Below are 22,299 nucleotides of genomic sequence, written 5' to 3' on the forward strand. Positions count from 1 at the left end.
GTAAATTAAGCAGCGGAGATTTCAGCGCTACGGAGTTTTTGGGCTAAAAGGTCTAAGACGCCGTTGACATACTTATGACCATCGGTTCCACCAAAGGTCTTAGCAAGCTCGACTGCTTCGTTGATTGCTACTTTATAAGGCACAGATAGATCGATGGCGAGTTCATAGACACCAATCAGCAGGGCAGCATGCTCTACTGGAGAGAGTTCATTGATGGGTCGATCTAAAGCGGGGGTGATGATGGCTTCGAGTTCATCGGTGCGCTCGAGAACGCCCTCAAAAATACCTTGGAACAATTCCAGCTGACAGCGACGGAAGGCAGGATCTTCTGAGAGTTGTTTAGTAATCGTTACAGAGTTCGGCAGGCTGCCCGCACGGCGCATCACAAGGCTTTGATAAACCCCTTGAAGGGCATATTCGCGGGCACGTCGACGTGGTGTGAGGGAGCGCTTGGGCGTGCTTGATTTGTTCTCTTTATCGGAGCTCGGTAGTTTTGCAGTGGCGATTGTCTTAGACATTATTCTTCCTCGCCAGCTTGAAAATCAATATCTAAATCTGGTGTGAGTGCTAAAGCGAGATTAGCCATTTCAACGACTGCCTTTGCACAATCCGCCCCTTTGATATTGACACGAACTTGCGCTTGCTCATCGTTATCGCAAGTCAGAATGCCATTGGCAATGGGTAAACCAGACTCTAAGCCAACTCGCGTAATCCCTGCGGCAGATTCATTTGAGACTAGTTCAAAATGGTAGGTCTCACCGCGAATCACTGCACCTAAAGCGACTAAGCCATCAAACTCTCCAGTCTCAGCAAGTTTTTGTAGAGCAAAGGGAATTTCGAGCGCGCCAGGAACAGTTACCAACTTAATATCTGACTGCTCAACACCAAGCGCAATCAGTTCCTCTATGCAGGCTTTAGTCAGGGCTTCGCAATGATCTTCATTAAAGCGGGCTTGCACAATAGCAATACGGAGATCTTGACCGTTCAGGTCCGCGGCTAAGACCTGAACGCTAGATTGGGTAGTAGATGAGTTCATCGTGATTACGCTTTTTGATCAGGACTGAAAGGAAGGTAGCCCGTAACCTCTAGTTTATAGCCAGACATGCTAGGGACTGGGTTTGGCTTGGCGAGTAAACGCATTTTGCCAACGCCCAGATCTTTCAGAATTTGGGCGCCGATACCGTAGCTACGGAAATCAGTCTTACGGGTGAGCGCTGGATTGGCTTGGGTATTTGCAGTTTGATTGAGCTTGGTAAATTGTGAGAGCCAGTCAGCAGCTCCAGGTGCAGCGATGCCAGCAGCATTGAGTAAAACAGCTACGCCAGCAGGAGCTTGAGCCAAGGTCTCGAGGGCCTTGCCGAGTGGCCAGGAGTGATTACTATGATTTCCATCCAAGAAATCTAATACCGTCACTGGCTCATGAACCCGCACTAGGGTCTCGACCGATTCAGAGGGCTTGCCCTTCACTAAAGCAATATGCATTGAAGCGCTTGGCGTATCTTGATAAATGATTCCAGTGAATGTGCCCCATGGTGTCACAAACTCACGCTCACCTTGGCGCTTAACAATGCTCTCATGCTGACTACGGTATTGAATCAAATCGGCAATACTGCCAATCTTGAGTTGATGTTCTTTGGCAAACTCGAGCAGATCTGGTAAGCGTGCCATGCTGCCATCATCTTTCATGATCTCGCAAATGACTGCGCTTGGCGAGCAGCCCGCCATGGCAGCAAGATCGCAACCTGCCTCGGTATGGCCTGAACGAATTAATACTCCGCCGGGCTGAGCCATTAATGGAAAAATATGCCCAGGTTGAACCAGATCATTTGGCTTAGCATTTTTCGCTACTGCGGTTCTGATGGTGTGGGCACGATCAGCTGCAGAAATGCCGGTGGTGACACCTGAGGCGGCCTCAATCGAGACCGTAAAGTTTGTTCCCATTGAGGTACCGTTGTCGCGCACCATCAAAGGCAGATTCAGTTGTTGGCAATGTTCGCGCGTCAAGGTTAAGCAAATCAGGCCCCGTCCATGCTTAGCCATGAAATTAACAGCTTCAGCGCTCACATGGTCAGCGGCGAGAACGAGATCGCCTTCATTTTCTCGGTCTTCTTCATCGACCAAGATCACCATCTTGCCAACCCGTAGGTCGGCGACGATTTCGTTTGTAGGAGCAAGCTTTATAGACATAGCCTGCTATTTTAAGCTCAGGGACCCTGGATTGCTTTGTCCCGCAGAAATATCTAAGCTTTCTGACAAGTAGGGCCTCCAATTAGGGTGGCGAGGTGATGCTGTCCTTGACAGAATGGGCCATGATTTCCAAACCGAATGTTCCCAAGCCCAATGGCTTCATTTTATTAGAGGTATTAATCGCCATGAGTCTCATCGCTGGTGCATGGATAGGTCTGATCAATCAATATCAGGTCATGGCGATGCGTTTTGTTCAGTCGCAGGAAAAACATATACAAATTCGAGCGCAAATGAATCAGTTTGAGATCGCCCAAGTCAAACCCAAATGAGTTTGCTGGAATGCCTCATCGGCCTAGCAATCTCACTGATCTTAATTACCCCAGTCATTCAAAGTAGTGGTGTGATGGTGGCGAAACAGGTGCAGTATCAAAAGACCAAAAACTTGAGTAGTGAAGCCGATCGTGCTTTTGAGTTGATCGGCAGAGCCATTCGGATGGCCGGTTATCAAAACTGGGAATCAGCGCAGAATAAAGCCAAGAAAAAAATAAATCCCCAATGGATTGAAATTCACAAAGGGCGTGGCTATAACCGCTCTGATGCCATCATCGTGCGTCATGAGATCGCACATGCACCATCTTCAGGAATTGACTTTGATTGCTTGGGTAATGCCTTGAGTCAGGACCGTACAAAAAATGATTTGGCATTACAAGGCTTCCTGTTAGAGCGACAAGCGAATATTCCAAAGGGCATCAAAGTCAATGGTGGCTCACTCATCTGCCAATCTTTAGATCGTCACGCACGTGTTCAAAATACTACCCTGATGAATGGTGTGCACTATTTCAGCATTGAGGAGCAGGGGTTGGATAAAACTTCTAAAGCAAGCCTCAGCGGGCCGCGCTTATTTAAAGTCCAGTTAGAGATGACCGATGGCCAGACGCTGCATCTAGTATTCGAGCGCTATTTTTCTACTCGTAACCACCCATGATCATTGCCTGGATCCTATCGATCATCTTTTCTTTCTCGGCACTCATTTTCTATTTAGAGAGAATGAATGCCCTTGAGCTCATTCATCTAAATACTCAAGCCCAGACTCAAGAGCAATTTATTCAAGCAGAGCAAATTATTCTCGCTTGCCAATCTGATCTTTTATTAGGTGCTCATTTAGACCACCCCGATTGTGACTTTGATTCCCCTGAAAAGCATCATTGGCTAATTTCCAATCTGAATAAACCCCAGATCGAAGTTTTGGTCTTTTTTGATTCAGAGCTTGACGCGGTCACACGATTGAACTGGCGACAGGTTTTTGATTAAGCCGATACGCTCTCTCAGGAATGCAGAGAGGGGAAGTACTCTGTTAGAGCTGATGGTGGTGACCCTCATCATTGCCATCATGTCGAGCATCAGCATTCCTTTGATTCAGGAATCGCTAGCCACACGCCAGCTCGAGTCAATCTCGCGCAGTTTTATTGAGCAGGCGCACTTTGCGCGGCAACAGGCTTTGTTCTTGGGGGAGTCAGTTCAGATCGTCCCCAGAATAGGGAATGACTGGAATAGTGGCTGGGTCATCCAATCCAGTATTTCGAAAAAGGCTTGGTTTATGCAGGGCTCAATTGAGCCTATTTACTTCAAGCAGGGTGGCAAGCAATTTAGTGATCCCAATGCCTCGCAAAAAGGGATCCTGTTTAATTCTGCTGGTGCAGCAAAGACTGCGCATGGGGGCTTTGTAGCTAATCGCCTGATCTTGGGGCATAGACGCCTCGCAGACCTAGAGCGACACCTGATTTTGGGGAGCGGCGGACGCTGGCGGATTTGTGACCCACGGACTGATTCGAAGGCTTGTCGCTAAATCGGTTTTAATAGAGCCATGAACTCAGGGAATCTCCAAACAGACCAGCATTGGATGAGCGAGGCTTTGGCTGAAGCTCACCAGGCCCTCTACCTGGCTAACCCCAATCCCCGAGTAGGTTGCCTGATCGTCAAAAACGGACAAGAGATTGGACGGGGGCACACACAAGCAGTAGGCGGACCTCACGCTGAAGTCCAGGCATTAGCCGATGCACGTAGCAAGGGCTTTGATCCGACTGATTCCGTCATCTACGTCACCCTAGAGCCCTGCAATCACACCGGAAGAACCCCGCCTTGTGTAGACGCCCTGATTGCTGCTAAGCCTCGCAAAGTCCTTGTAGCAATGATTGACCCGAATCCTTTAGTTGCGGGCAAGGGACTAGAGCGTCTGCAGGCGGCAGGCATCGCAGTAGAAACGGGTTTACTTGGAGCGGAAGCCGCGGCATTGAATCGAGGATTTATTTCTCGGATGACGCGTGGCTTGCCTTGGGTGCGCTTAAAGATTGCCGCCACGCTTGATGGCAAGACTGCTTTACCCAATGGAACGAGTCAATGGATTACTGGGCCACTAGCCCGTGCTGATGGACATCATTGGCGTGCGCAAGCTTGTGCTGTGCTCACGGGCGGTGGTACTGTCAAAGAAGACAATCCCAGTTTAAATGTGCGTGATGTGATTACCCAAAGACAGCCCTGGAAAGTGATTGTGGATTCCAAGCTCGAAACCCCGCTTGATGCCAAGCTATTTGAGGGAATGGATCAGTCGGGAGTGATGATTGTTTGTGCGCGCTTGCAATCACCTGAGCAGCTGACCAATGCCAAAGCGTTTCGTGAGCGTGGAGTAGAAGTGATCGAGATGCCCAATGCACATGGCAAAGTCGATCTCGCTAAGCTATTTGCTTATCTTGCTCAAGAGCGCCATATGAATGAAATCCACGTGGAAGCGGGCGCCAAATTAAATGGATCCTTGCTACGTGAAGATTGCGTTGATGAACTCTTGCTCTATTACGCCCCATTTTTCATGGGAGAGGGTTTAGGAATGACCAGCCTATCTGCCCTGAATGCATTGCAAGATCGACTGACATGGGATTTGATAGACCAAGCTACTTTCGATCCTGATATCCGTTTGCGTTACCAAAAAACCTGAAGTCAATTACTCGAAAGAGAAAAAACAAATATGTTTACCGGAATCATCACTGCAGTGGGTCAGATTAAAGACATCACACCGAAAGGCGATGGCTTGCATTTAAAAGTAGAGCTCCCTGCTACAGAGGCTCACTATTTAGATGATGTTGTACTGGGCGACAGTATTGCATTGCAAGGCGCTTGTATGACCGTCACAGAGAAAACAGAACATTCTTTTAGCTTTGATGTCTCTCGAGAGTCACTCAACAAAACAGTAGGCTTAGATCAAATGGGCCCAGTCAATCTGGAAAAGGCTCTGCGCTTTAATGATCGCTTGGGTGGACATCTGGTGAGTGGACACGTTGACGGCGTTGGGAAAGTGACCCATTTCGCTGCGCTCGCAAACGATACTTATGGTTCTTGGTTATTGAAGATTGCGGCCCCCCTTGAGTTGGCCCCCTTCTTGGCCTACAAAGGATCGATTGTGGTTAACGGCGTGTCTTTGACTGTCAACTTCGTAGAGGATCAGTCGGATGCCTGCATCGTCTCTATCAATATCATTCCCCATACTTTGCAGCACACCACTCTCGGAAGTCTTCAAGAGAGCAGTGAAGTGAATTTAGAAGTCGATTTGATTGCGCGCTATCTTGCACGCATGTTAGAGGTAAAAGCGCTTTAAGTTATTTCTGTTGATAGCGGGTAGGATCAGCTACCTGCGCTTGGGCAAAGCCTGCTTGTCTTAAACGGCAAGATTCACAGACACCACAGGCATGGCCTGCATCATCGGCTTGATAACAAGAGACGGTTTGCGAGTAATCGACTCCTAGTGTAGATCCTAAGCGAATAATTTCTGCTTTACTCATTTGAATAATCGGCGCGTGAACCCGAAAGCGATTGGCATGGTTCAGTGCCTCAACCCCTGCTTTAGTGGCAAGGTTGGCCATGCTTTCAAAAGCAGCAACATACTCCGGACGACAATCTGGATAGCCGGAGTAGTCGACTGCATTGGCGCCATAAAAAATATCTAACCCACCTAAAGCCTCTGCCCAGCTCAGCGCAAGGGAAAGCAAGATCGTGTTGCGAGCAGGCACATAGGTAACGGGGATTTCATCGGCCTTACTCGGGATGGTTGGTAAGGCAATCGAGGCATCAGTTAAGGCAGACCCACCAAAGCGGGTCAGATCGAGCTGCACCACCTCATGCGCAAGCACACCCATCTGCTGAGCGATCTTCTTGGCGGCAGCCACTTCAGAAGAATGGCGTTGTCCATAACTTACCGATAAAACATAGGGTGCATAGCCAAGGTCTTTAGCAAGAGCCAGGATTGTGGTGGAGTCTAAGCCACCTGAAAACAGAATGACTGCTGGTGCATTAGGGGTGCGCGGTGCGAAGGGTTTAAATGCAGCAGAAAGACTAGACATAAATGCTGTTCAGAAATTACTTAGTGGCGCTTAATAACTGTTGCGCATCTTTGGCTGCATCCGTATCGGGATACGAAGCAATGATGTCGCTGAAGGTTTTCTTGGCAGTAGCTTTATTGCCACTCTCAAGCTGACAGTTGCCTAGGGTCAGCATCGCTGCTGGGATACGAGGGTGCTTGGGATATTTTTTAATCAAGGTTTGGAGTTGAGCAGTTGCACCAGCGTAATCCTTGTTAGCGTATTTGCTATTTGCACCCCAATAGAGCGCTAGTGGCAAATAGGGGCTGCTAGGATATTTGCGAATAAAGGCTGAAAAACCATCATCTGCCTTTTTGAGGTTGCCCGCCTGAAAGGCTTTGAGAGACTCGTCGTAAGCTTTTTTCTCACCTGGTTGAACGGTACCAGTAACGCCCTCAATGGTGGTTGAGCGGGGCTCAAAATTACCAAGGCGATTATCTAAATCTTGGTAATAGGTCTTCTGACTATTGCCGATATCTTCAGCCTGCTTCTCAAGCTCTTCCACTTTGCCACGCAGCTCAGCATTATCGGCTTTGAGCTTTTCAATTTGCTCTTGTAAATCGAGTTGTGTAGTTGCGAGTGATTTGCGTAAATCCAAAATCGCCTTACGCGCTTCATCATCGGAGAAGAGTGCCCAAGCACTAGAAGAGACAGTCAAACAAATGACGGCACTACTTAAACAAAACGCTCGTAAGAGCGTTTGTTTGAAGGGCTTATGCAACTTCATCATTAGTTGCTGATATAAACAATGTCAGCGCGGCGGTTTTCTGCCCAAGCGGATTCAGTATCGCCTTCAGCTTTCGGTTTCTCTTTACCAAAACTCACTGCTTCCATCTGGGCATCAGGAACACCCATGAGCGCTAAGGCTTTGCGAACGGCGTCAGAGCGACGTTGACCTAGCGCCAAGTTGTATTCTGCAGTACCGCGATCATCGGTATTACCTTGAATGATGATTTTCTGTTGTGGGTGCGCTTTGAGGTATCCAGCGTGAGCGGAGAGCATGTTTTGGTATTTGGTCTGGACGGTATATTCGTCAAAGCCAAAGTAAACACTTTTCTCAAATAATGGGCTCTTAGGATCATTCCAAGGCTGTGAGCTGAAGTTTCCATTGCTTGAGCCACCATCGACATCATCTAACTTAACGCTGGAGCAGCCTACCAAAAAAGTGGCTGATAGAGCGGCTAAACCGAATAGCAGTGAAGTCGTAAAACGACGTGTAATTGAGATTGTCATGGGGATTTCCTTTTCCTACAAATAAGCTAATACCCCATATTATGCGCCTAAAAAGGGGAATTGCAGCCCGCAATAGCCCCCGAAAGCGTTGGGGCTAGTCCATAAATGGGCCCCAGGATGGCTGACGTACATCCGATCCTGGAATGGTGAGAACCTGCTTAGAGTTGCCGTCTACTGACACTGCAGCCAAGACGCGCTTGCCATTCACCTTGGTGGAGTAAATGATATAGCGACCATTGGCAGCGAAGGAGGGAGACTCATCACTTGTGCCGTCAGTCAGCGCTTGACTATCCCCCGTTGCCAAATTGACGATATAGAGTCGATATGCCCCACCAATGTTGGCGATATAGGCTAAATATTTTCCGTCTGGAGAAATGCGAGGAGAGGTCACAAAGCCTTGCTTGTAGCTAATGCGTTTAGCGCCTTCAACTTGTTCGCCTTCAGCGCTCATCCGATAGATCTGAGGACTGCCGCCTCGATCACTCGTGAAATAAATATAACGTCCGTCCGGCGAATACTGCGGCTCGGTATCAATTGTGTAACCGCGACTCAGACGATGCAAACCTGTCCCATCACTATTGATGCCGTAGATTTGGGTATTGCCATCTTTGGAGAGTGAGATGGCTAACTGCTTACCATCGGGCGTCCATGCAGGGGCGCTGTTATTCCCCTTTTGATTGGAGAGCATGATCCGTTTACCAGTCGCAAGCTCATGAACATAAATCACCGGTTTGCGATCTTCAAAAGACACGTAGGCCACTTTCTTGCCATCTGGTGACCAGGATGGAGAAATAATGGGGTCAGCACTATTGAGTGCATTGCGAATATTTTGACCATCCGCATCGGAAATCACCAAGCGATAGCGCTTGCCGTCTTTAATTACATAGGACAATCTGGTTGAGAAGATGCCACGTTCACCCAGTAATTTATAAACAATGTCATCGGCAATTTTGTGAGCGGCAGCACGCAGATTATCTGCGCTGGAGTTAATATCCAAGCCGCCCAAAGCTTGGCTCTTGCGAATATCAAATAATTTGTAATGAATCTCAAACTGAGTTGGGCCACTTTGCACAACCGAGCCCAGGACTAATGCATCAGCGCCACGCGCTGCCCAAGATTTGTAGTTCGGTGTCCCGGAGGGATTCTCGGTGGCATTGCCGTTCTCGGTATTTTTAAAGTAACCACTGCGGAGTAAATCCTGGCGAACGATTTCAGTAACGCTAGTGGGTAATTTATTTTCATCTTGAAAGCGCATTACTGCGATGGGATACAAGGATTGACCAACACCGGTGATCTCGATATTCATTTGAGCGAACGCGCTGGCAGAGACACCCAGACTGAGGATGGCAATGCTCAATAAGGAGATCCAATTTTTGACAAGCTGCAGCATGTGTTAATCCTTGGGTTTAAATGTCAACTTCACTTGGCGTTGCGGAATTTTGCCACTGTCATCTTTCGGCAGGCTTTGGGCGCGCGAGAGTGCCAAGAGCACAGCACGATCCCAAGCATCGTTACTACTAGAGGTGATGATACTGGTGCTCAGAATAGCGCCATCGGGTGCCAAATCAACCTTGATCACGGCCGCCGGATTACCGCTCACTGACTCCGCATTGAACACAATCAAGGGTTTTACTTTCTTAATGACTTTGTCTGTCCAGCCCGGAGGAGCGTTGCCGCCACCGCCAACACCGCTGCCAGAGCTACCACCGCTACCACCCTCCGCACCCGCAGCTGCCCGTAAGCGGGCGAGTTGATCGGCGCGCACTTTTTCAGCTGCTGCATTGGCTTTGACCTCCGCTGGAGAAGGGGTAGCCACTTTAGGAGGCTCAGTTTTTTTCACTACCGGTTTTTCTGGAGGGGGCGTGGGTTTCGGTTTGACCACTTCCTTCACAGCTTCTTTTTTAGGAGGCTCTTTTTCAAGCTTCTTTTTCTTGATCGCAATATCTGCCGCTTCTTCTTTGGCTTCGGTTATGATCTCTGGCGTAGGTGGTGTGACGACTTGGGGCACAGAGTCCCACAGTTCGACCTCGACACCTGCAGGAGTCGAGCTACGCCACTGAATACCAATCATCAGAAAGGCGAGCAAGCCCAAGTGAGCAATCAGCGAAAACGTGAGTGCCCGCTTAGTGCTCTCAGTTTTACCAAAGCGATAGCGAGAAAACGATTGGCTTGAAAGTGGCGCGCTATTCATGATGAAGGGCGAGGCTTATTGGCTCTTGACTGCTAGGCCAACCCGTTTGACACCATTTTCTTTGAGCTTCGACATTACATCCATCACCACTTCATATTTGACGGATTTATCTGCAGCCAATACCAGGGGTTGATCGGGCGAGCGTTCTGCTTGATTGCGAGCAAAGCTGCCTAACTCCATTTTGTTCAGTGTCTGGGTTGACTCACCATCTTTGCGCACGATGATATTTTCATCAGCATCAATCGTGAGGAAGACTGGAGGCAGTGCTTGCACCTTAGCGCCACCGACAGTCGGTAAATTGACAATCCCGGGATTCACCATGGGTGCCGTGACCATAAAGATCACGAGCAGGACCAGCATCACATCAATATAGGGAACCACATTGATGTCGGACATGGCCCGACGTTTACTAGTGCGAAAAGAAGATTTAGCCATGAGTGGAAATTAGCGACTCGCTACTTGGCGTTGCAAAATGTTAGTGAACTCTTCAATGAAGGTTTCAAAACGAATCGCTAAGCGGTCTACATCAGTGGCGTAACGGTTGTAGGCAATCACCGCTGGAATCGCTGCAAATAAACCAATCGCGGTCGCTACCAAAGCTTCAGCAATACCAGGAGCAACTGCAGAGAGGGTTGCATTTTGCACATTCGCTAAACCCCGAAACGCATGCATGATGCCCCACACGGTGCCAAACAAGCCAATGTAAGGGGACACTGAACCTACGGATGCCAAGAAGGGAAGGTTCGCTTCAAGCATATCCATCTCGCGCTGATAAGTTGCCTTCATGGCGCGACGTGCAGCATCGATCTCTTTGAACTTGAGAAACTCCTGCATGCCTGCCTCGAAAATATGCTCAAGGACAGCATCGCTGCGTGTATTACGCTGAGCCGCTTCCAATAGGGTATTGAGATCGCCGCCAGACCAGAAGTCACGCTCAAAGCGCTCGGTATCGCGTCTAACGCCACCCAAAATGGCCCCTTTTTTGAAAATAATGGTCCAAGAGGCGATTGACATGCCAAGCAATAAGAGCATGACGAGCTGTACTAGTGTGCTGGCATCGAGGACGAGGGATAAAAAGGAGAGGTCTTGAGTAGGGTTCATGGGGGATTTTGTATGATGTAGGGGTAGATTTTACTTAAGCAGTCCAATTACATCAGGATTATCAACATGTTTGACCGTCAAAACACCTTAGCTAAGACCGACCCCGAATTATGGGCCGCCATTACCGATGAGAATCGCCGTCAAGAAGACCATATTGAGCTCATTGCTTCTGAGAACTATACCTCTCCAGCAGTCATGCAGGCGCAAGGCTCCCAATTAACTAATAAGTATGCTGAAGGCTATCCCGGCAAGCGTTATTACGGCGGTTGTGAGTTTGTTGATGTAGCGGAGCAGTTGGCGATTGATCGTGTCAAAAAGTTATTTGGCGCGGAAGCGGCAAACGTGCAACCCCATTGTGGCGCCTCAGCAAACCAAGCAGTCTTTTTAGCCTTTTTAAAGCCCGGCGATACCTTCATGGGAATGAGTTTGGCCGAAGGCGGACATTTGACCCATGGTATGCCTTTAAATATGAGCGGCAAGTGGTTCAATCCCATTGCTTACGGTCTAGATAAAAACGAAGTGATTGACTACGAGCAAATGGAGCGTTTGGCGCGCGAGCACAAACCTAAACTCATTATTGCTGGTGCTTCTGCTTACTCTCTCAAGATTGATTTTGAGCGCTTTGCCAAAATTGCTAAGGAAGTGGGCGCAATCTTTATGGTCGATATGGCCCACTACGCTGGCCTGATTGCTGCTGGTGTGTATCCCAACCCCATACCCCATGCCGATATCGTGACTTCAACGACTCACAAGGGTTTGCGTGGTCCTCGTGGCGGCATCATTTTGATGAAGGCTGAGCACGAGAAGGCGATTAATTCCGCAGTCTTCCCAGGCTTGCAAGGTGGTCCTTTAATGCATGTGATTGCCGGTAAGGCTACTGCTTTCAAAGAGGCTTTAGAGCCGAGCTTTAAGGACTATCAGCAGCAAGTGATTGCCAATGCCCAAGCGATGGCTGAAGCCTTGATTGAGCGCGGACTGCGCATTGTCTCTGGCCGGACAGAATCGCATGTGATGTTGGTGGATCTGCGGGCTAAGAAGATGACGGGCAAAGAAGCGGAGCGCATCTTAGGTGAAGCCCACATCACTTGTAATAAGAACGGGATTCCGAACGATCCTGAAAAGCCAATGGTGACCAGCGGTATTCGTTTGGGTTCACCGGCAATGACAACCCGAGGCTTTAAAGAATCTGAAGCCAAGCAAGTAGGTTATCTCATCGCTGATGTTCTGGACAATCCGCATGATGCGGACAATATTGCGCAGGTGCGCGCTAAGGTCACCGAGTTGACCAAGCGTTTCCCGGTGTATAGCGCAAGCTAAGACGACTTAGTTAACAGAGAACATTCTTGCGCTGCCCTTTTTGCCATAACGACGATACCCAGGTGATGGATACCCGGGTATCGGATGAGGGCGACACCAACCGTCGGCGCCGTCGCTGCGCCAAGTGCGATAAGCGCTTTACAACCTATGAGCGAGTGGAATTAGCTCTGCCAGCCATCGTCAAGAAAAACGGTAGCCGGGTTGACTACAACCACGACAAATTAGTGAGCTCGATTAAGTTGGCACTGCGCAAGCGTCCCGTTTCATCTGATTCAGTTGAAGAGGCGATTACGCGTATTGAAGAAAAGCTCTTAAGCCTTGGTGAAAAAGAAATCCCCAGCGAGCGGGTGGGAGAGTTGGTCATGCGCGAGCTGAAGCGCTTAGACAAGGTGGCTTACATCCGCTTTGCTTCAGTCTATCGCAGCTTTGCGGATATTGAGTCCTTTGAGAGCGCGCTCAAAGAACTGAAGTAAAGCGCTTACTTCAGTTCAGCAAAAATCGCTGCAGTAATCGCCTCAACATCACCGGTACCATTGACCTTGCGATAGGCGGGCGCCTTCACTTTGTCGCTGGCATGGCTTTGCTGAGCCCAAGTAGAGTAGTACTCGACTAAAGGACGGGTCTGGTCGTTATAAACCTGCAAACGTTTGCGTACCGTTTCTTCTTTGTCATCATCGCGCTGAATCAAGGGCTCACCGGTGACATCATCAATGCCTGCCACTTTAGGCGGGTTGTATTTGATGTGATACGTTCTGCCTGAAGCAGGATGAACGCGACGACCGCTCATGCGATCGATGATGGCGTCAAACGGAACATCGATCTCTAAGACGAAATCAATGGGAACGCCTGCGTCTTTCATCGCTTGAGCTTGGGGAATTGTTCTTGGAAAGCCATCAAACAGATAGCCTTTAGCGCAATCGGCTTGGGTCAGGCGATCTTTCACTAAACCAATAATGATGTCGTCTGATACCAGGCCACCGGCATCCATAATTTTCTTAGCGGCAATGCCTAGCTCGGTACCGGCTTTAACGGCTGCGCGCAGCATATCCCCAGTTGAGATTTGTGGAATCCCAAATTGCTTGCAAATAAATTGTGCTTGAGTTCCTTTGCCAGCACCTGGTGCTCCGAGCAGAATTAAGCGCATTGTGTTTTCCCCTTAGTAGAGTTGCATTGTCCCGTATTTTTTCGGGATCATTTATCACTTCTGATTAGGATTATCCCCGAAAAAAATGGGAATTAGCCGTTTAAAAGGCTTGGCGGATTCGCTCTAGGTCTTCAGGGGTGTCCACTCCGGCCGGTGGGGTCTCTGGAGCGATGTACACGGCGATCTGATAGCCATACCAAAGGGCGCGCAGTTGCTCTAGCGCCTCAGCTTGCTCGGCTGGGGCCGGCTTGAGTCGGGCATAAGCATGCAAAAACGCTGCACGATAAGCATAAATGCCAATATGGCGAAGATACCCGCTACCCTCTTGCGAACTGGCATCAGGATCACGCACAAATGGAATCGCCGCTCTGGAGAAGTACAGGGCGTGATTACTACGATTGAGGACCACCTTCACCACATTGGGGTTGGCGATCTCTTGAGGGTCACTAATCGCTACTGCAACCGTGGAGATGGCGCAATCTGGATTGCTGGCAAGGGTGAGTGCTACTTGATTAATCAGCTCTGCTGGAATTGCAGGTTCATCACCTTGTACGTTAACGACCAAGGTCTGTTCTGGTAGTTTGAGTAGATGGGCTACTTCCGCAATGCGATCAGTGCCCGTAGCGTGATCATCCCGCGTCAAAATGCATTCAATCTGATGGGCCTGACATGCCGCAAGAATTTCTGCAGAGTCAGTAGCCACCACCACTTGCTTGGCAAGGGACTGTTTAGCACGCTCGGCAACACGCACCACCATCGGCTTACCACCAATGTCTGCTAAAGGCTTACGAGGTAAGCGAGTGGATCCCAGTCTTGCCGGAATGACGACCAAAAATTCAGGGGCGCTTGCGGAGGTCAAGGTAATAGATTCGAAAGTGATGACTTAGATCACTTCATCGGCCGCAAGAGTGCGGGCCTCATCAATGATCATGACCGGAATATCTTCTCGGATCGGATAAGCCAAGCGATCCGCTTTACAGATGAGCTCACGCTTTTCAGGGTTGAGAGTAAGCGTGCTTTTGCAGAGAGGGCAAACCAAAATTTCGAGCAGACGTTTATCCATGGCGATCTTGAGTGAACAGGCAGATTACAAAGTGTAGCGGTTAGGATCAGGTCTATGCAAAATGGTTTGCAACCACTCCAGTAAACCCTCTGGAATATTGAGATGCATGGGGATTACCCAAATGCGAGCATCGTTAATACCTTTACATTTTACGGCGTCTTTTTCGGTAATCAGAATGCAATCCGCATCGATCCCTTGGAAGAACTCTGGAGTAAAGCTACTGTGATCAGGTAGGCCAATCCCTTTGATCTTGAGACCATGCTTTTCCAGATCACCAAAGAAGCGCTTAGGATTGCCAATGGCTGCAACGGCAGTAATGCGTGTGCGACCTTGTTTGGAGTAGGCAAGAGCGATGTCATCCAAGGTTTTATAGGCTTCCGGATGATTGAGTTGATAAGGTCTGCCAAAGTGTGGTCGCAGGGTAAAGGCGCGGCGACCCAAGAAATACTCATCGGCTTTAGCGCTGAGCGCTGATGGGCTCCCCATCATGAGGGTAGCATCACGCTCGCGTGTCACAGGTTCACGTAAAGGTCCTGCGGGTAAAAGGAAGCCATTCCCTTCGCCACGTTGATCGCGTACCACAAACTCCACGTCACGACCGCCTTCACGTGAGGGCCAGCGCACTAAGTCCGTGTGCTGCAGACCATCATCACTGATGATCACGTCCACTTCAGGGTGTTCTTGCAGCAACACAGCAATACTGTGCTTGCGCTTGGGAAAAACATAGAGCGGAAATTGGTTCTTGGTTCGCTGTGCAATTAGGACAGGTTCATCACCCACGACGCTTGGATCCGAATCGCTAGTCACGAGTAGAGGGGCGGCTTGTGTTTTTGCACCATAACCACGGCTAATGATGCCGGGGTGCCAACCAAGGGCTGCTAAGCGCTCAGCCAGTGAGATGACGATGGGAGTTTTACCAGTGCCGCCAACCCGAATATTGCCCACAATGATGATGGGCACACGAGCTGTTTTTTTATTACTCAGGTCGAGCTCATTGAATAGCTTGCGAGCCCGCAAGAGCTGACCAAATACCAAAGATAAAGGCCAGAGCAAGAGACTGGTGGGACCGCGACGCTCCCAGAAGGTCGGAGCCTTACTGAATAATTTAGGCATGCGCAATCGATTTACTTTTTGGTTTGAGTGCTAAAGATAATATTCGACAGATTAGCATCTCTTGCCGCTTCGAGTGCGCTCATGACGGCTTGATGAGGAGCTCTAGCATCTGCGTCGATACTGACTTGCACCTCTTTATTGGGACTGTTCTGATTGAGAGCGCTGGCTAGCTGACTGCGCTCAGTCACTCGGCCATTAATGGCAAATCGTCCGTCGCTACTCACCGCCACATGAATTTGCTTCACCTCAGGGGCATTGTCACTAACGCTCGCAGTCGGTAGGGTGATGGCCAGTTCCTGATAGTGCGTAAAGGTTGTTGAGATCATCAAAAAAATCAGTACTACCAAGAGCACATCAATAAAAGGAATGAGATTGATCTCCGGTTCGGGGCTTGGCGTGCTCCCCCCTAAGGAAAATCCCCGTTGCTGAGAAGAAGGGTTTGAGAGCCAGCCCATGTAGTCTTAAGCTGGAAACAGTTTTTTAAATAACTGGCGGGTAAATTCTTCGCACTCGCGTTGGCGTTGGTTCGCCATTGCTCGTAGACCGCGCCAGGCTGCTAGTGCAGGAATCGCAATCAGTAGTCCAAATGCTGTGTTGTAGAGCGCAACTGAGATGCCATGTGCAAGTTGTTGCGGGCTCGCTGCGCCACCATTAATTGCACCTTGGCTGCCGAAGATCTCAATCATGCCAACCACGGTGCCAAAAAGTCCCAAGAGCGGTGCAACGGTCGCAATCGTAGCCAAGGCCCCAAGATAACGCTCAAGCTTGTGCCAGGTCGCTTGCGCAATGGCTTGCAATTCTTCTAAGGCTGCCTCATTGGATGCGCCAGAGATTTTCTCTTGTAAAACCCCTGCTAAGAGTGGCATTGCTGGTGAAAGCCGAGCCAGGCGATCTATTTCGGAGGTGGGGACAGTTTTGCCGCTTTCTAGCTGGCTTGCAAGGGTAAAGGCGATTTCAAGCGATCCTGAGGGGAAAACTTGGATTTTGCGCAAATACCAGGTGCGCTCAATGACAATGGCAAGCCCGATAATGGAGATGATGAGTAGAGGCCAGATCGGCCAGCCAGCCGTAAGTAAGATGGTGTACATAGACTGGTACTTTAGCCCAATTGTCTTGCCCCTTTCTGAAAGCTGTCCTGTGGATAACTCTGTGCAAAACTTTTCTAGAGCCTTGATCTAGGTCAAGAGTCGGTCTTGGCTTTGGGGTTTTTACCGATTTGAGCCCGATTTTTGCTTGAATAAAAAGAACATATAAATCAATTACTTACAGATTAACTGTTGGAATAATGAGACGCTCTGGGTCAGCGATTACTTACATCGGACTTTGCCTATTGGCTCTAGTATTGTGCTGTGGATAGTTTATGGCCTGTAAAGCCTCATGGTTTCAGAAATAGCGAGAAAAAATGTCGGAAATATCAAGGGAAGTCCTATCGGTTGGCGATCTGAACCGCGCCATTGCGAGCTCGCTAGAGGCCCAGTTCGATACCGTCTTGGTTAGCGGGGAGATTTCCAACTTCAAAGCATATGACAGCGGGCACTGGTATTTCTCACTAAAAGACGAAGAAGGGCAAATTCGTTGCGTGATGTTTCGTGGTCGCAATGGTCAAGTGGGCTTTATGCCTCAATCAGGGGATTTAGTTGAAGTCAGCGCCAGTTTAGGAATGTACGTACCTCGTGGTGATGTGCAGCTCACCATTCAAAGCTTACGCAAAGCTGGCATGGGTGGACTCTATGAAGCTTTTTTGAAACTCAAAGCCAAACTCGCTAAAGCAGGTTTATTTGATCAAGAGCGCAAACGAGCAATTCCAAGCCACCCGCGTGCGATTGGCATTATTACCTCACCACAAGCCGCTGCACTCAAAGATGTACTGAGCACACTTCAAAGAAGAAGCCCGCATATTCCGATTGTGATTTACCCCACACTCGTGCAAGGTCCCGATGCACCCGCGGGCATTATTGCTGCAATCCAGAATACCAATCAAGAAGCAGCGGTTGATGTCATTTTGTTGGTACGCGGTGGTGGCAGCATCGAAGACCTTTGGGCATTCAATGATGAGCAGCTTGCCTATGCGATTGCGGACTCTGTAATACCGATCGTCAGCGGTGTTGGTCATGAAACCGATGTCACCATTGCCGACTTTGTAGCTGATCTCAGGGCGCCCACACCAACAGGCGCAGCGGAGCTGTCGGCCCCACGTAAAGATCAGTTGCTACAAGAACTCGAAGCAATTGAGCAAGCACTCTATCAGCGCCTAATGCAGCGCGTTGAGCGGGAAGCCCAAACCTTAGATCAATTGGCGCTACGCCTTGCTCACGCTCTTCCAAACCCGGATCGGATGCGCGAGCAAATCACTTCTTGGCAAACCCGTTTGCAACAAGCGTGGTCAGTGCAAATAGATAACTTCAAGCGCAATCAAAATCACTATCAGTTACAACTAGAGATGCTCAACCCACAGCGCACCCTAGAGCGGGGCTATGCCGTGATTCTGAATCCCGAAATGCAAGCGATTCGCAAACCTAAAGACTTAAATACGCAGCAGCCATTTGAAGTGCGCCTGGCAGAAGGTGTCGCGCAAGTGCAGTTTGAAAAAATTAACACTTGAATCTTGAACCTTTGCATTGTAATGGTTATGTTGACATTGTAATTAATTACATTACAATGTTAAAAAAGGGTCAGTATGATCAGTTCGTTTAGCCACAAAGGCTTGGAAGGATTTTTTAAAAGGGGAAGCTATAAAGCCATTCCCGCTCAGTCCGCAGCTAGATTGGAGAGAATGTTAGATAGATTGGATTCAGCCATTTGCCCTGAAGATATGGATATCCCTGGCTATAAGTTTCATCGATTAAGCGGTAAGAAAAAAAATGTTTATGCCGTGTCGATATCTGGAAATTGGCGATTGACCTTTAAGTTTGATGGCGATAACGTGATAGATGTTGATTTAGAGGATTATCACTAATGAAGAAAATAATGAGAAGTTTAAGAAATCCAAACCGCAGACCTACACATCCTGGCGCTATTTTGCGTGAGGATATCTTGCCGCAGCTAGACATTACCCAATCTGTTTTTGCTGAACACCTAGGTGTTAGTCGCTTGACGGTCTCTGAAATTTTGCTTGAAAAGCGGGGTGTGAGTGCCGAGATGGCAGTGAGAATTGCAAAGGTGATTGGCGGTACACCAGAAAGTTGGCTTCATATGCAAGAAGCAGTGGATCTCTGGGAAGTGGAGCAAAAATTCAAAAATAACCCAGCAATTGCGCCTACGGCAATAAAGCCCCTATTGGCAGCCGCTTAGTCCATGGACATAGTCTCTCTTTAGACTCGATTTATCCTCAAAACCATTCTGGTCAAAATTTTTAAAGGATATTTGGCTCAATCTGTAACTGCACGCCAAAGGTTTCATATACCTTATCTTGAATCTGTTTTGCTAGACCAAGAATATCTTGCGCGCTACCGCCACCATAGTTCACTAAGACTAAAGCCTGCTTGTCGTAGACCCCTACAGGCCCTAAACGTTTGCCTTTGAAGCCGCATTGATCTATCAGCCAACCTGCAGCAAGCTTGCGCTGACCGGCTGCATCTGGAAAAGATACTATTGCGGGATATTGCTTTGCAAGCTCGATGTATTGCAGTTCACTCACAATCGGATTCTGAAAAAAGCTGCCTGCGTTGCCTAGGACCTGGGGATCAGGTAATTTACTGGAGCGAATGGCGCAAACGGCATTGAAAATTTCTTGTGGAGTGGGGGTCTGATTAGCAAACTGTTTTGCTAGTTCGGCATAACTGAGTTTGGCTGACCAGACTTTAGGAAGCTTGAAGATGACCTGCGTAATGATGAAGCGACCAGGGTGTTGCTTAAAGTGGCTGTCACGGTAAGCAAACTGACATTCTGATTTGTTCAGGGTCACAAATTTTTGCGTCTGCGTATCAAAGGCCTCAACACACTCAATAAAGTGAGCGACTTCCGAACCATAAGCGCCAATATTCTGAATCGGCGATGCACCCACTGTCCCAGGAATAAGGGCAAGGTTTTCCATTCCGGGAAAACCTTGCGCAAGAGTCCACTGTACAAAATCGTGCCAAGGTTCACCAGCACCTACTCGAATTAATGTCTCTGTCTCGTCGCTAGAAATAACTTCCTTGCCAGCAATATCGATAAGAAGGGTGACTCCAGGTAATGCGCTTGGAAGCACCACATTGCTGCCACCGCCCAAGACTTGCCAAGGCAAACCATGCGCTTTGATATTCTGCAAAAGCGAGGGTATTTGCTCGGATTTCGAAATCACCATTGCTTGCTCAGCGTAAGACTCTATCCCCAGGGTGTTGCGCTGCTTGAGCCCAAGCTTGGGCGTGCAGTTTGCGAGGCTTAGGTCTTTTGAGGCTGAGTTCATGCCACAATCTTATTCGTGTTCGGCTTTTTGGGAAAAAATCCCAGAAAATGCTGAAAAGTGCAAATTAAAAGTATTTATACAGGAGTGAAAAATGCCCTCATTTGATGTGGTTTGTGAACCCGACATGGTTGAGCTCAAAAATGCGATTGAGCAGTCCAATAAAGAAATTGCCAATCGCTTTGACTTCAAAGGCTCTGATAGCCGAGTCGAGCAAAAGGATGAGGCCTTGATTCTTTATGGTGACGATGACTTTAAATTGGGTCAGGTCAGAGATGTACTGGTGGGCAAGATGGCCAAGCGCAACGTCGATGTGCGTTATCTGAAAGACGATAAGACTGAGACTATTGGTGGCGATAAGCGTAAACAAACTATGAAGATCCAAAAAGGAATTACCTCCGACTTGGCTAAAAAAGTGGTGCGCATCATTAAAGATAGCAAGATCAAAGTGCAAGCGAGTATTCAGGGGGATGCCGTGCGCGTCACTGGTGGGAAGCGCGATGATTTGCAAGAAGTGATGACAATGCTCCGCAAAGAAGTCACTGAGGCCCCTCTGGGCTTTAATAATTTCCGTGACTAAGGCATTGGAGGTTTGACCACTTTACTTGGTGGGTTATGTATATTATAGTAATATACATAAATGATTGATTTTGAGCTAATATTAGGGTTCCAGTGGGACGCAGGAAATGCTTATAAAAATAAGGATAAGCATGGTGTATCGCAGGTGGAGGCTGAAGAGATCTTTTTTAATCAGCCGCTATTGATTCAGGATGATGCTAAACACAGTATTGGGGAAAGTCGGTTTCTTGCTCTGGGTATCACTGCAGGCGGTAAACAGTTATCGGTAATTTTTACCTTGAGGGTTCAAAGCAGCTTGATCCGTGTGGATTCGGCAAGGCCGATGAGCAAGAAAGAGAAGGAATTTTATGAAAAAGTCCAATAAAGTAATTCCACAATTTAAGAGCGAGAAAGAGGAGCGCGCATTCTGGGAAAAGAATGATGCTTCGGAATATTTTGATTTATCCAAAGCGGTACGTGTGGTCATGCCCAATCTAAAGCCAACGACAGCCTCAATTTCTTTGCGTTTATCTCAAAGTTTTCTAGAGGGGATTAAATTACAAGCAAATAAAATGGATGTGCCTTATCAGTCGCTTATGAAAATCTGGCTAGCTGAAAAACTAGAAGAGGCAACCAAATAAGGAAGGTTGTTAATCCGCTTTTTAAGGTTGAATACCTTGATTAATCAATCAAGCCAACAAGCCATTGACCAATTTTGTGATGCTTGTTGGTTAGAAGATGGCTTGTCACAAAACAGCCTAGCGGCCTATCGGCGTGATTTACTGCTCTTTGCGCAGTGGCTCTATACCCAAAATGGCGCAATCGATTTATATGCCATTGGTGAAAAAGAGCTCACTGCCTATATTGCTTCCAAGCGAAGTGACAAGGCGACTACGGCTAATCGACGCTTAACCGTCTTTAAAAGGTTTTACCGTCATGCGCTACGCATGAATTTAGTAAAGGCAGATCCTTGCTTGGGATTGCGAGCCGCTAAGCAAGCCTTGCGTTTTCCGAAGACACTCTCTGAGGCGCAAGTCACTGATTTACTCAATGCCCCAGATATTGATACGCCTTTGGGACTGCGGGATCGCACGATGTTAGAACTAATGTATGCCAGTGGCCTGCGCGTCTCCGAAATCGTTTCCTTAAAGACGGTTGCCTTGGGGCTGAATGAAGGCGTTGTGAGGGTGGTAAATGGTAAGGGCGGTAAAGAACGTCTTGTGCCATTTGGTGCAGAAGCCGGACAGTGGTTGCGTCGCTACTTGGCTGAAGCAAGAACACTCATCCTGGAAGGCAAAACTAGTGATGCGGTGTTTATTGGCAGACATACGGGAACAGCACTCACTCGCCAAGCCTTTTGGGCCTTAATTAAACGCTATGCCTTGGTTGCCAATATCTCGGTTGCGCTATCACCGCACACCTTGCGTCATGCCTTTGCTACCCATTTACTAAACCATGGCGCTGATTTGCGGGTCGTCCAACTCCTGTTGGGTCATGCTGATATCTCGACCACCCAGATCTATACGCACGTGGCACGTGAACGCCTCAAATCAATTCATCAGCAACACCATCCGCGTGGTGCTTGAGCATAAGTGGTTAAGA

Annotated in this window: 32 protein-coding genes; 15 read left to right on the forward strand and 17 right to left on the reverse strand. The window is 48.4% G+C overall.

Going from position 1 to position 22,299, the window contains the following annotated elements; genetic code table 11:
* Positions 1-5: 5 nt before the first annotated feature.
* Genes nusB through ribBA form a run of 3 tightly spaced genes read right to left on the reverse strand, consistent with a single transcriptional unit; the run spans position 6 to position 2,187 of the window.
* A complete protein-coding gene (gene nusB, locus ICU98_RS01380) occupies positions 6-518 on the reverse strand; it encodes a transcription antitermination factor NusB (protein ID WP_215352362.1) in 513 nt (170 codons plus the stop codon).
* The gene (gene ribH, locus ICU98_RS01385; protein ID WP_215352363.1) at positions 518-1,036 is read right to left on the reverse strand and encodes a 6,7-dimethyl-8-ribityllumazine synthase; all 519 of its coding nucleotides are present in this window, start codon (positions 1,034-1,036) and stop codon (positions 518-520) included. Before ribH ends, nusB begins: the two co-directional genes overlap by 1 nt.
* 5 nt (positions 1,037-1,041) lie before the next feature.
* Positions 1,042-2,187 (reverse strand): bifunctional 3,4-dihydroxy-2-butanone-4-phosphate synthase/GTP cyclohydrolase II, encoded by a 1,146-nt coding sequence (ribBA, locus tag ICU98_RS01390; protein WP_371818428.1) that lies wholly within the window; start codon positions 2,185-2,187, stop codon positions 1,042-1,044.
* A 98-nt stretch (positions 2,188-2,285) separates the two neighbouring features.
* Between ribBA and ICU98_RS01395 the strand changes: the two genes are divergently transcribed.
* Genes ICU98_RS01395 through ICU98_RS01420 form a run of 6 tightly spaced genes read left to right on the forward strand, consistent with a single transcriptional unit; the run spans position 2,286 to position 5,833 of the window.
* On the forward strand, positions 2,286-2,516 hold the full coding sequence (locus tag ICU98_RS01395) for a hypothetical protein (RefSeq protein WP_215352364.1): 231 nt from the start codon (positions 2,286-2,288) through the stop codon (positions 2,514-2,516).
* Positions 2,513-3,172: a PilW family protein gene (locus ICU98_RS01400; protein WP_215352366.1), complete on the forward strand. Its 660-nt coding sequence runs from the start codon at positions 2,513-2,515 to the stop codon at positions 3,170-3,172. Before ICU98_RS01395 ends, ICU98_RS01400 begins: the two co-directional genes overlap by 4 nt.
* Positions 3,169-3,498 carry a hypothetical protein gene (locus ICU98_RS01405; protein WP_215352368.1) on the forward strand — a complete coding sequence of 110 codons (330 nt, stop codon included), beginning with the start codon at positions 3,169-3,171 and terminating at the stop codon, positions 3,496-3,498. Before ICU98_RS01400 ends, ICU98_RS01405 begins: the two co-directional genes overlap by 4 nt.
* On the forward strand, positions 3,491-4,033 hold the full coding sequence (locus ICU98_RS01410; protein WP_251365361.1) for a Tfp pilus assembly protein FimT/FimU: 543 nt from the start codon (positions 3,491-3,493) through the stop codon (positions 4,031-4,033). Before ICU98_RS01405 ends, ICU98_RS01410 begins: the two co-directional genes overlap by 8 nt.
* Positions 4,034-4,051: 18 nt before the next feature.
* Positions 4,052-5,176: a bifunctional diaminohydroxyphosphoribosylaminopyrimidine deaminase/5-amino-6-(5-phosphoribosylamino)uracil reductase RibD gene (gene ribD / locus ICU98_RS01415; RefSeq protein ID WP_251365362.1), complete on the forward strand. Its 1,125-nt coding sequence runs from the start codon at positions 4,052-4,054 to the stop codon at positions 5,174-5,176.
* A gap of 30 nt (positions 5,177-5,206) precedes the next feature.
* Positions 5,207-5,833: a riboflavin synthase gene (locus tag ICU98_RS01420; RefSeq protein WP_215352370.1), complete on the forward strand. Its 627-nt coding sequence runs from the start codon at positions 5,207-5,209 to the stop codon at positions 5,831-5,833.
* 1 nt (position 5,834) lies between these two features.
* Here ICU98_RS01420 and queC read toward each other — a convergent pair whose 3' ends face one another.
* The 7 genes from queC to tolQ form a co-directional block, all read right to left on the reverse strand.
* Complete coding sequence (queC, locus tag ICU98_RS01425) at positions 5,835-6,575, reverse strand: 7-cyano-7-deazaguanine synthase QueC (protein WP_215352371.1); 741 nt, start codon at positions 6,573-6,575, stop codon at positions 5,835-5,837.
* A 16-nt stretch (positions 6,576-6,591) separates the two neighbouring features.
* Positions 6,592-7,323: a tol-pal system protein YbgF gene (gene ybgF, locus ICU98_RS01430; protein WP_215352372.1), complete on the reverse strand. Its 732-nt coding sequence runs from the start codon at positions 7,321-7,323 to the stop codon at positions 6,592-6,594.
* Positions 7,323-7,826, reverse strand: coding sequence for a peptidoglycan-associated lipoprotein Pal (pal, locus tag ICU98_RS01435; RefSeq protein WP_215352373.1), 504 nt, complete (start codon positions 7,824-7,826; stop codon positions 7,323-7,325). The genes ybgF and pal overlap by 1 nt, the downstream gene beginning before the upstream one ends.
* Before the next feature lie 94 nt (positions 7,827-7,920).
* On the reverse strand, positions 7,921-9,216 hold the full coding sequence (gene tolB / locus ICU98_RS01440) for a Tol-Pal system beta propeller repeat protein TolB (protein ID WP_215352374.1): 1,296 nt from the start codon (positions 9,214-9,216) through the stop codon (positions 7,921-7,923).
* Between the two features lie 3 nt (positions 9,217-9,219).
* Positions 9,220-10,017, reverse strand: a complete 798-nt coding sequence (locus ICU98_RS01445) for a TonB family protein (protein ID WP_215352376.1) — start codon at positions 10,015-10,017, stop codon at positions 9,220-9,222.
* Between the two features lie 15 nt (positions 10,018-10,032).
* A complete protein-coding gene (tolR, locus tag ICU98_RS01450) occupies positions 10,033-10,452 on the reverse strand; it encodes a protein TolR (protein WP_215334927.1) in 420 nt (139 codons plus the stop codon).
* 9 nt (positions 10,453-10,461) lie between these two features.
* The gene (gene tolQ / locus ICU98_RS01455; protein ID WP_215334929.1) at positions 10,462-11,118 is read right to left on the reverse strand and encodes a protein TolQ; all 657 of its coding nucleotides are present in this window, start codon (positions 11,116-11,118) and stop codon (positions 10,462-10,464) included.
* A 66-nt stretch (positions 11,119-11,184) separates the two neighbouring features.
* Between tolQ and glyA the strand changes: the two genes are divergently transcribed.
* Positions 11,185-12,435 (forward strand): serine hydroxymethyltransferase, encoded by a 1,251-nt coding sequence (gene glyA / locus ICU98_RS01460; RefSeq protein ID WP_215352378.1) that lies wholly within the window; start codon positions 11,185-11,187, stop codon positions 12,433-12,435.
* 26 nt (positions 12,436-12,461) lie between these two features.
* Entirely contained in the window at positions 12,462-12,908 is a 447-nt protein-coding gene (nrdR, locus tag ICU98_RS01465; RefSeq protein ID WP_215334933.1) for a transcriptional regulator NrdR, read from the forward strand.
* A 5-nt stretch (positions 12,909-12,913) separates the two neighbouring features.
* Here the strand turns inward: nrdR and adk are convergent, their stop codons facing one another.
* From adk to ICU98_RS01495, 6 genes are all read right to left on the reverse strand, one after another.
* Positions 12,914-13,579 carry an adenylate kinase gene (gene adk / locus ICU98_RS01470; RefSeq protein ID WP_215352380.1) on the reverse strand — a complete coding sequence of 222 codons (666 nt, stop codon included), beginning with the start codon at positions 13,577-13,579 and terminating at the stop codon, positions 12,914-12,916.
* A gap of 100 nt (positions 13,580-13,679) precedes the next feature.
* The gene (kdsB, locus tag ICU98_RS01475) at positions 13,680-14,438 is read right to left on the reverse strand and encodes a 3-deoxy-manno-octulosonate cytidylyltransferase (RefSeq protein ID WP_215352381.1); all 759 of its coding nucleotides are present in this window, start codon (positions 14,436-14,438) and stop codon (positions 13,680-13,682) included.
* A 24-nt stretch (positions 14,439-14,462) separates the two neighbouring features.
* Positions 14,463-14,642 carry a Trm112 family protein gene (locus tag ICU98_RS01480; RefSeq protein WP_215352383.1) on the reverse strand — a complete coding sequence of 60 codons (180 nt, stop codon included), beginning with the start codon at positions 14,640-14,642 and terminating at the stop codon, positions 14,463-14,465.
* A gap of 24 nt (positions 14,643-14,666) precedes the next feature.
* On the reverse strand, positions 14,667-15,755 hold the full coding sequence (gene lpxK, locus ICU98_RS01485) for a tetraacyldisaccharide 4'-kinase (RefSeq protein ID WP_215352385.1): 1,089 nt from the start codon (positions 15,753-15,755) through the stop codon (positions 14,667-14,669).
* A gap of 11 nt (positions 15,756-15,766) precedes the next feature.
* The gene (locus ICU98_RS01490; protein WP_215352386.1) at positions 15,767-16,210 is read right to left on the reverse strand and encodes a biopolymer transporter ExbD; all 444 of its coding nucleotides are present in this window, start codon (positions 16,208-16,210) and stop codon (positions 15,767-15,769) included.
* A gap of 6 nt (positions 16,211-16,216) precedes the next feature.
* Entirely contained in the window at positions 16,217-16,843 is a 627-nt protein-coding gene (locus ICU98_RS01495; RefSeq protein WP_215352387.1) for a MotA/TolQ/ExbB proton channel family protein, read from the reverse strand.
* Positions 16,844-17,157: 314 nt separating this feature from the next.
* On the opposite strand from ICU98_RS01495, the gene xseA reads away from it, so the two are divergent.
* The 3 genes from xseA (at position 17,158) to ICU98_RS01510 (ending at position 19,046) form a co-directional block, all read left to right on the forward strand.
* Positions 17,158-18,357, forward strand: coding sequence for an exodeoxyribonuclease VII large subunit (gene xseA / locus ICU98_RS01500; protein ID WP_215352388.1), 1,200 nt, complete (start codon positions 17,158-17,160; stop codon positions 18,355-18,357).
* A gap of 75 nt (positions 18,358-18,432) precedes the next feature.
* Positions 18,433-18,711 carry a type II toxin-antitoxin system RelE/ParE family toxin gene (locus ICU98_RS01505; RefSeq protein ID WP_215352389.1) on the forward strand — a complete coding sequence of 93 codons (279 nt, stop codon included), beginning with the start codon at positions 18,433-18,435 and terminating at the stop codon, positions 18,709-18,711.
* Between the two features lie 11 nt (positions 18,712-18,722).
* On the forward strand, positions 18,723-19,046 hold the full coding sequence (locus ICU98_RS01510) for a HigA family addiction module antitoxin (RefSeq protein ID WP_215352390.1): 324 nt from the start codon (positions 18,723-18,725) through the stop codon (positions 19,044-19,046).
* Positions 19,047-19,107: 61 nt separating this feature from the next.
* Here the strand turns inward: ICU98_RS01510 and murB are convergent, their stop codons facing one another.
* A complete protein-coding gene (gene murB / locus ICU98_RS01515) occupies positions 19,108-20,142 on the reverse strand; it encodes a UDP-N-acetylmuramate dehydrogenase (RefSeq protein WP_215352392.1) in 1,035 nt (344 codons plus the stop codon).
* 91 nt (positions 20,143-20,233) lie between these two features.
* On the opposite strand from murB, the gene ICU98_RS01520 reads away from it, so the two are divergent.
* The 4 genes from ICU98_RS01520 to xerD are packed head-to-tail and all read left to right on the forward strand — an operon-like array spanning position 20,234 to position 22,283.
* On the forward strand, positions 20,234-20,719 hold the full coding sequence (locus tag ICU98_RS01520; RefSeq protein WP_112208823.1) for a YajQ family cyclic di-GMP-binding protein: 486 nt from the start codon (positions 20,234-20,236) through the stop codon (positions 20,717-20,719).
* A 60-nt stretch (positions 20,720-20,779) separates the two neighbouring features.
* Positions 20,780-21,082: a BrnT family toxin gene (locus tag ICU98_RS01525; protein ID WP_215284412.1), complete on the forward strand. Its 303-nt coding sequence runs from the start codon at positions 20,780-20,782 to the stop codon at positions 21,080-21,082.
* Positions 21,066-21,338: a BrnA antitoxin family protein gene (locus ICU98_RS01530; RefSeq protein WP_215272107.1), complete on the forward strand. Its 273-nt coding sequence runs from the start codon at positions 21,066-21,068 to the stop codon at positions 21,336-21,338. Before ICU98_RS01525 ends, ICU98_RS01530 begins: the two co-directional genes overlap by 17 nt.
* Positions 21,339-21,377: 39 nt before the next feature.
* Positions 21,378-22,283: a site-specific tyrosine recombinase XerD gene (xerD, locus tag ICU98_RS01535; protein WP_371818442.1), complete on the forward strand. Its 906-nt coding sequence runs from the start codon at positions 21,378-21,380 to the stop codon at positions 22,281-22,283.
* The last annotated feature ends 16 nt before the right edge of the window (positions 22,284-22,299 follow it).

The organism is Polynucleobacter sp. MWH-P3-07-1 (assembly GCF_018687555.1).
Taxonomy (GTDB): Bacteria; Pseudomonadota; Gammaproteobacteria; order Burkholderiales; family Burkholderiaceae; genus Polynucleobacter.

Excerpts from the sequence above, each read along its gene's own strand:
- nusB (WP_215352362.1), bottom strand. The coding sequence starts at position 518 with ATGTCTAAGACAATCGCCACTGCAAAACTACCGAGCTCCGATAAAGAG.
- ribH (WP_215352363.1), bottom strand. The coding sequence starts at position 1,036 with ATGAACTCATCTACTACCCAATCTAGCGTTCAGGTCTTAGCCGCGGAC.
- ribBA (WP_371818428.1), bottom strand. The coding sequence starts at position 2,187 with ATGTCTATAAAGCTTGCTCCTACAAACGAAATCGTCGCCGACCTACGG.
- ICU98_RS01395 (WP_215352364.1), top strand. The coding sequence starts at position 2,286 with ATGCTGTCCTTGACAGAATGGGCCATGATTTCCAAACCGAATGTTCCC.
- ICU98_RS01400 (WP_215352366.1), top strand. The coding sequence starts at position 2,513 with ATGAGTTTGCTGGAATGCCTCATCGGCCTAGCAATCTCACTGATCTTA.
- ICU98_RS01405 (WP_215352368.1), top strand. The coding sequence starts at position 3,169 with ATGATCATTGCCTGGATCCTATCGATCATCTTTTCTTTCTCGGCACTC.
- ribD (WP_251365362.1), top strand. The coding sequence starts at position 4,052 with ATGAACTCAGGGAATCTCCAAACAGACCAGCATTGGATGAGCGAGGCT.
- ICU98_RS01420 (WP_215352370.1), top strand. The coding sequence starts at position 5,207 with ATGTTTACCGGAATCATCACTGCAGTGGGTCAGATTAAAGACATCACA.
- queC (WP_215352371.1), bottom strand. The coding sequence starts at position 6,575 with ATGTCTAGTCTTTCTGCTGCATTTAAACCCTTCGCACCGCGCACCCCT.
- ybgF (WP_215352372.1), bottom strand. The coding sequence starts at position 7,323 with ATGATGAAGTTGCATAAGCCCTTCAAACAAACGCTCTTACGAGCGTTT.
- pal (WP_215352373.1), bottom strand. The coding sequence starts at position 7,826 with ATGACAATCTCAATTACACGTCGTTTTACGACTTCACTGCTATTCGGT.
- tolB (WP_215352374.1), bottom strand. The coding sequence starts at position 9,216 with ATGCTGCAGCTTGTCAAAAATTGGATCTCCTTATTGAGCATTGCCATC.
- ICU98_RS01445 (WP_215352376.1), bottom strand. The coding sequence starts at position 10,017 with ATGAATAGCGCGCCACTTTCAAGCCAATCGTTTTCTCGCTATCGCTTT.
- tolR (WP_215334927.1), bottom strand. The coding sequence starts at position 10,452 with ATGGCTAAATCTTCTTTTCGCACTAGTAAACGTCGGGCCATGTCCGAC.
- tolQ (WP_215334929.1), bottom strand. The coding sequence starts at position 11,118 with ATGAACCCTACTCAAGACCTCTCCTTTTTATCCCTCGTCCTCGATGCC.
- glyA (WP_215352378.1), top strand. The coding sequence starts at position 11,185 with ATGTTTGACCGTCAAAACACCTTAGCTAAGACCGACCCCGAATTATGG.
- adk (WP_215352380.1), bottom strand. The coding sequence starts at position 13,579 with ATGCGCTTAATTCTGCTCGGAGCACCAGGTGCTGGCAAAGGAACTCAA.
- ICU98_RS01480 (WP_215352383.1), bottom strand. The coding sequence starts at position 14,642 with ATGGATAAACGTCTGCTCGAAATTTTGGTTTGCCCTCTCTGCAAAAGC.
- lpxK (WP_215352385.1), bottom strand. The coding sequence starts at position 15,755 with ATGCCTAAATTATTCAGTAAGGCTCCGACCTTCTGGGAGCGTCGCGGT.
- ICU98_RS01490 (WP_215352386.1), bottom strand. The coding sequence starts at position 16,210 with ATGGGCTGGCTCTCAAACCCTTCTTCTCAGCAACGGGGATTTTCCTTA.
- ICU98_RS01495 (WP_215352387.1), bottom strand. The coding sequence starts at position 16,843 with ATGTACACCATCTTACTTACGGCTGGCTGGCCGATCTGGCCTCTACTC.
- xseA (WP_215352388.1), top strand. The coding sequence starts at position 17,158 with ATGTCGGAAATATCAAGGGAAGTCCTATCGGTTGGCGATCTGAACCGC.
- ICU98_RS01505 (WP_215352389.1), top strand. The coding sequence starts at position 18,433 with ATGATCAGTTCGTTTAGCCACAAAGGCTTGGAAGGATTTTTTAAAAGG.
- ICU98_RS01510 (WP_215352390.1), top strand. The coding sequence starts at position 18,723 with ATGAGAAGTTTAAGAAATCCAAACCGCAGACCTACACATCCTGGCGCT.
- murB (WP_215352392.1), bottom strand. The coding sequence starts at position 20,142 with ATGAACTCAGCCTCAAAAGACCTAAGCCTCGCAAACTGCACGCCCAAG.
- ICU98_RS01520 (WP_112208823.1), top strand. The coding sequence starts at position 20,234 with ATGCCCTCATTTGATGTGGTTTGTGAACCCGACATGGTTGAGCTCAAA.
- ICU98_RS01525 (WP_215284412.1), top strand. The coding sequence starts at position 20,780 with ATGATTGATTTTGAGCTAATATTAGGGTTCCAGTGGGACGCAGGAAAT.
- ICU98_RS01530 (WP_215272107.1), top strand. The coding sequence starts at position 21,066 with ATGAAAAAGTCCAATAAAGTAATTCCACAATTTAAGAGCGAGAAAGAG.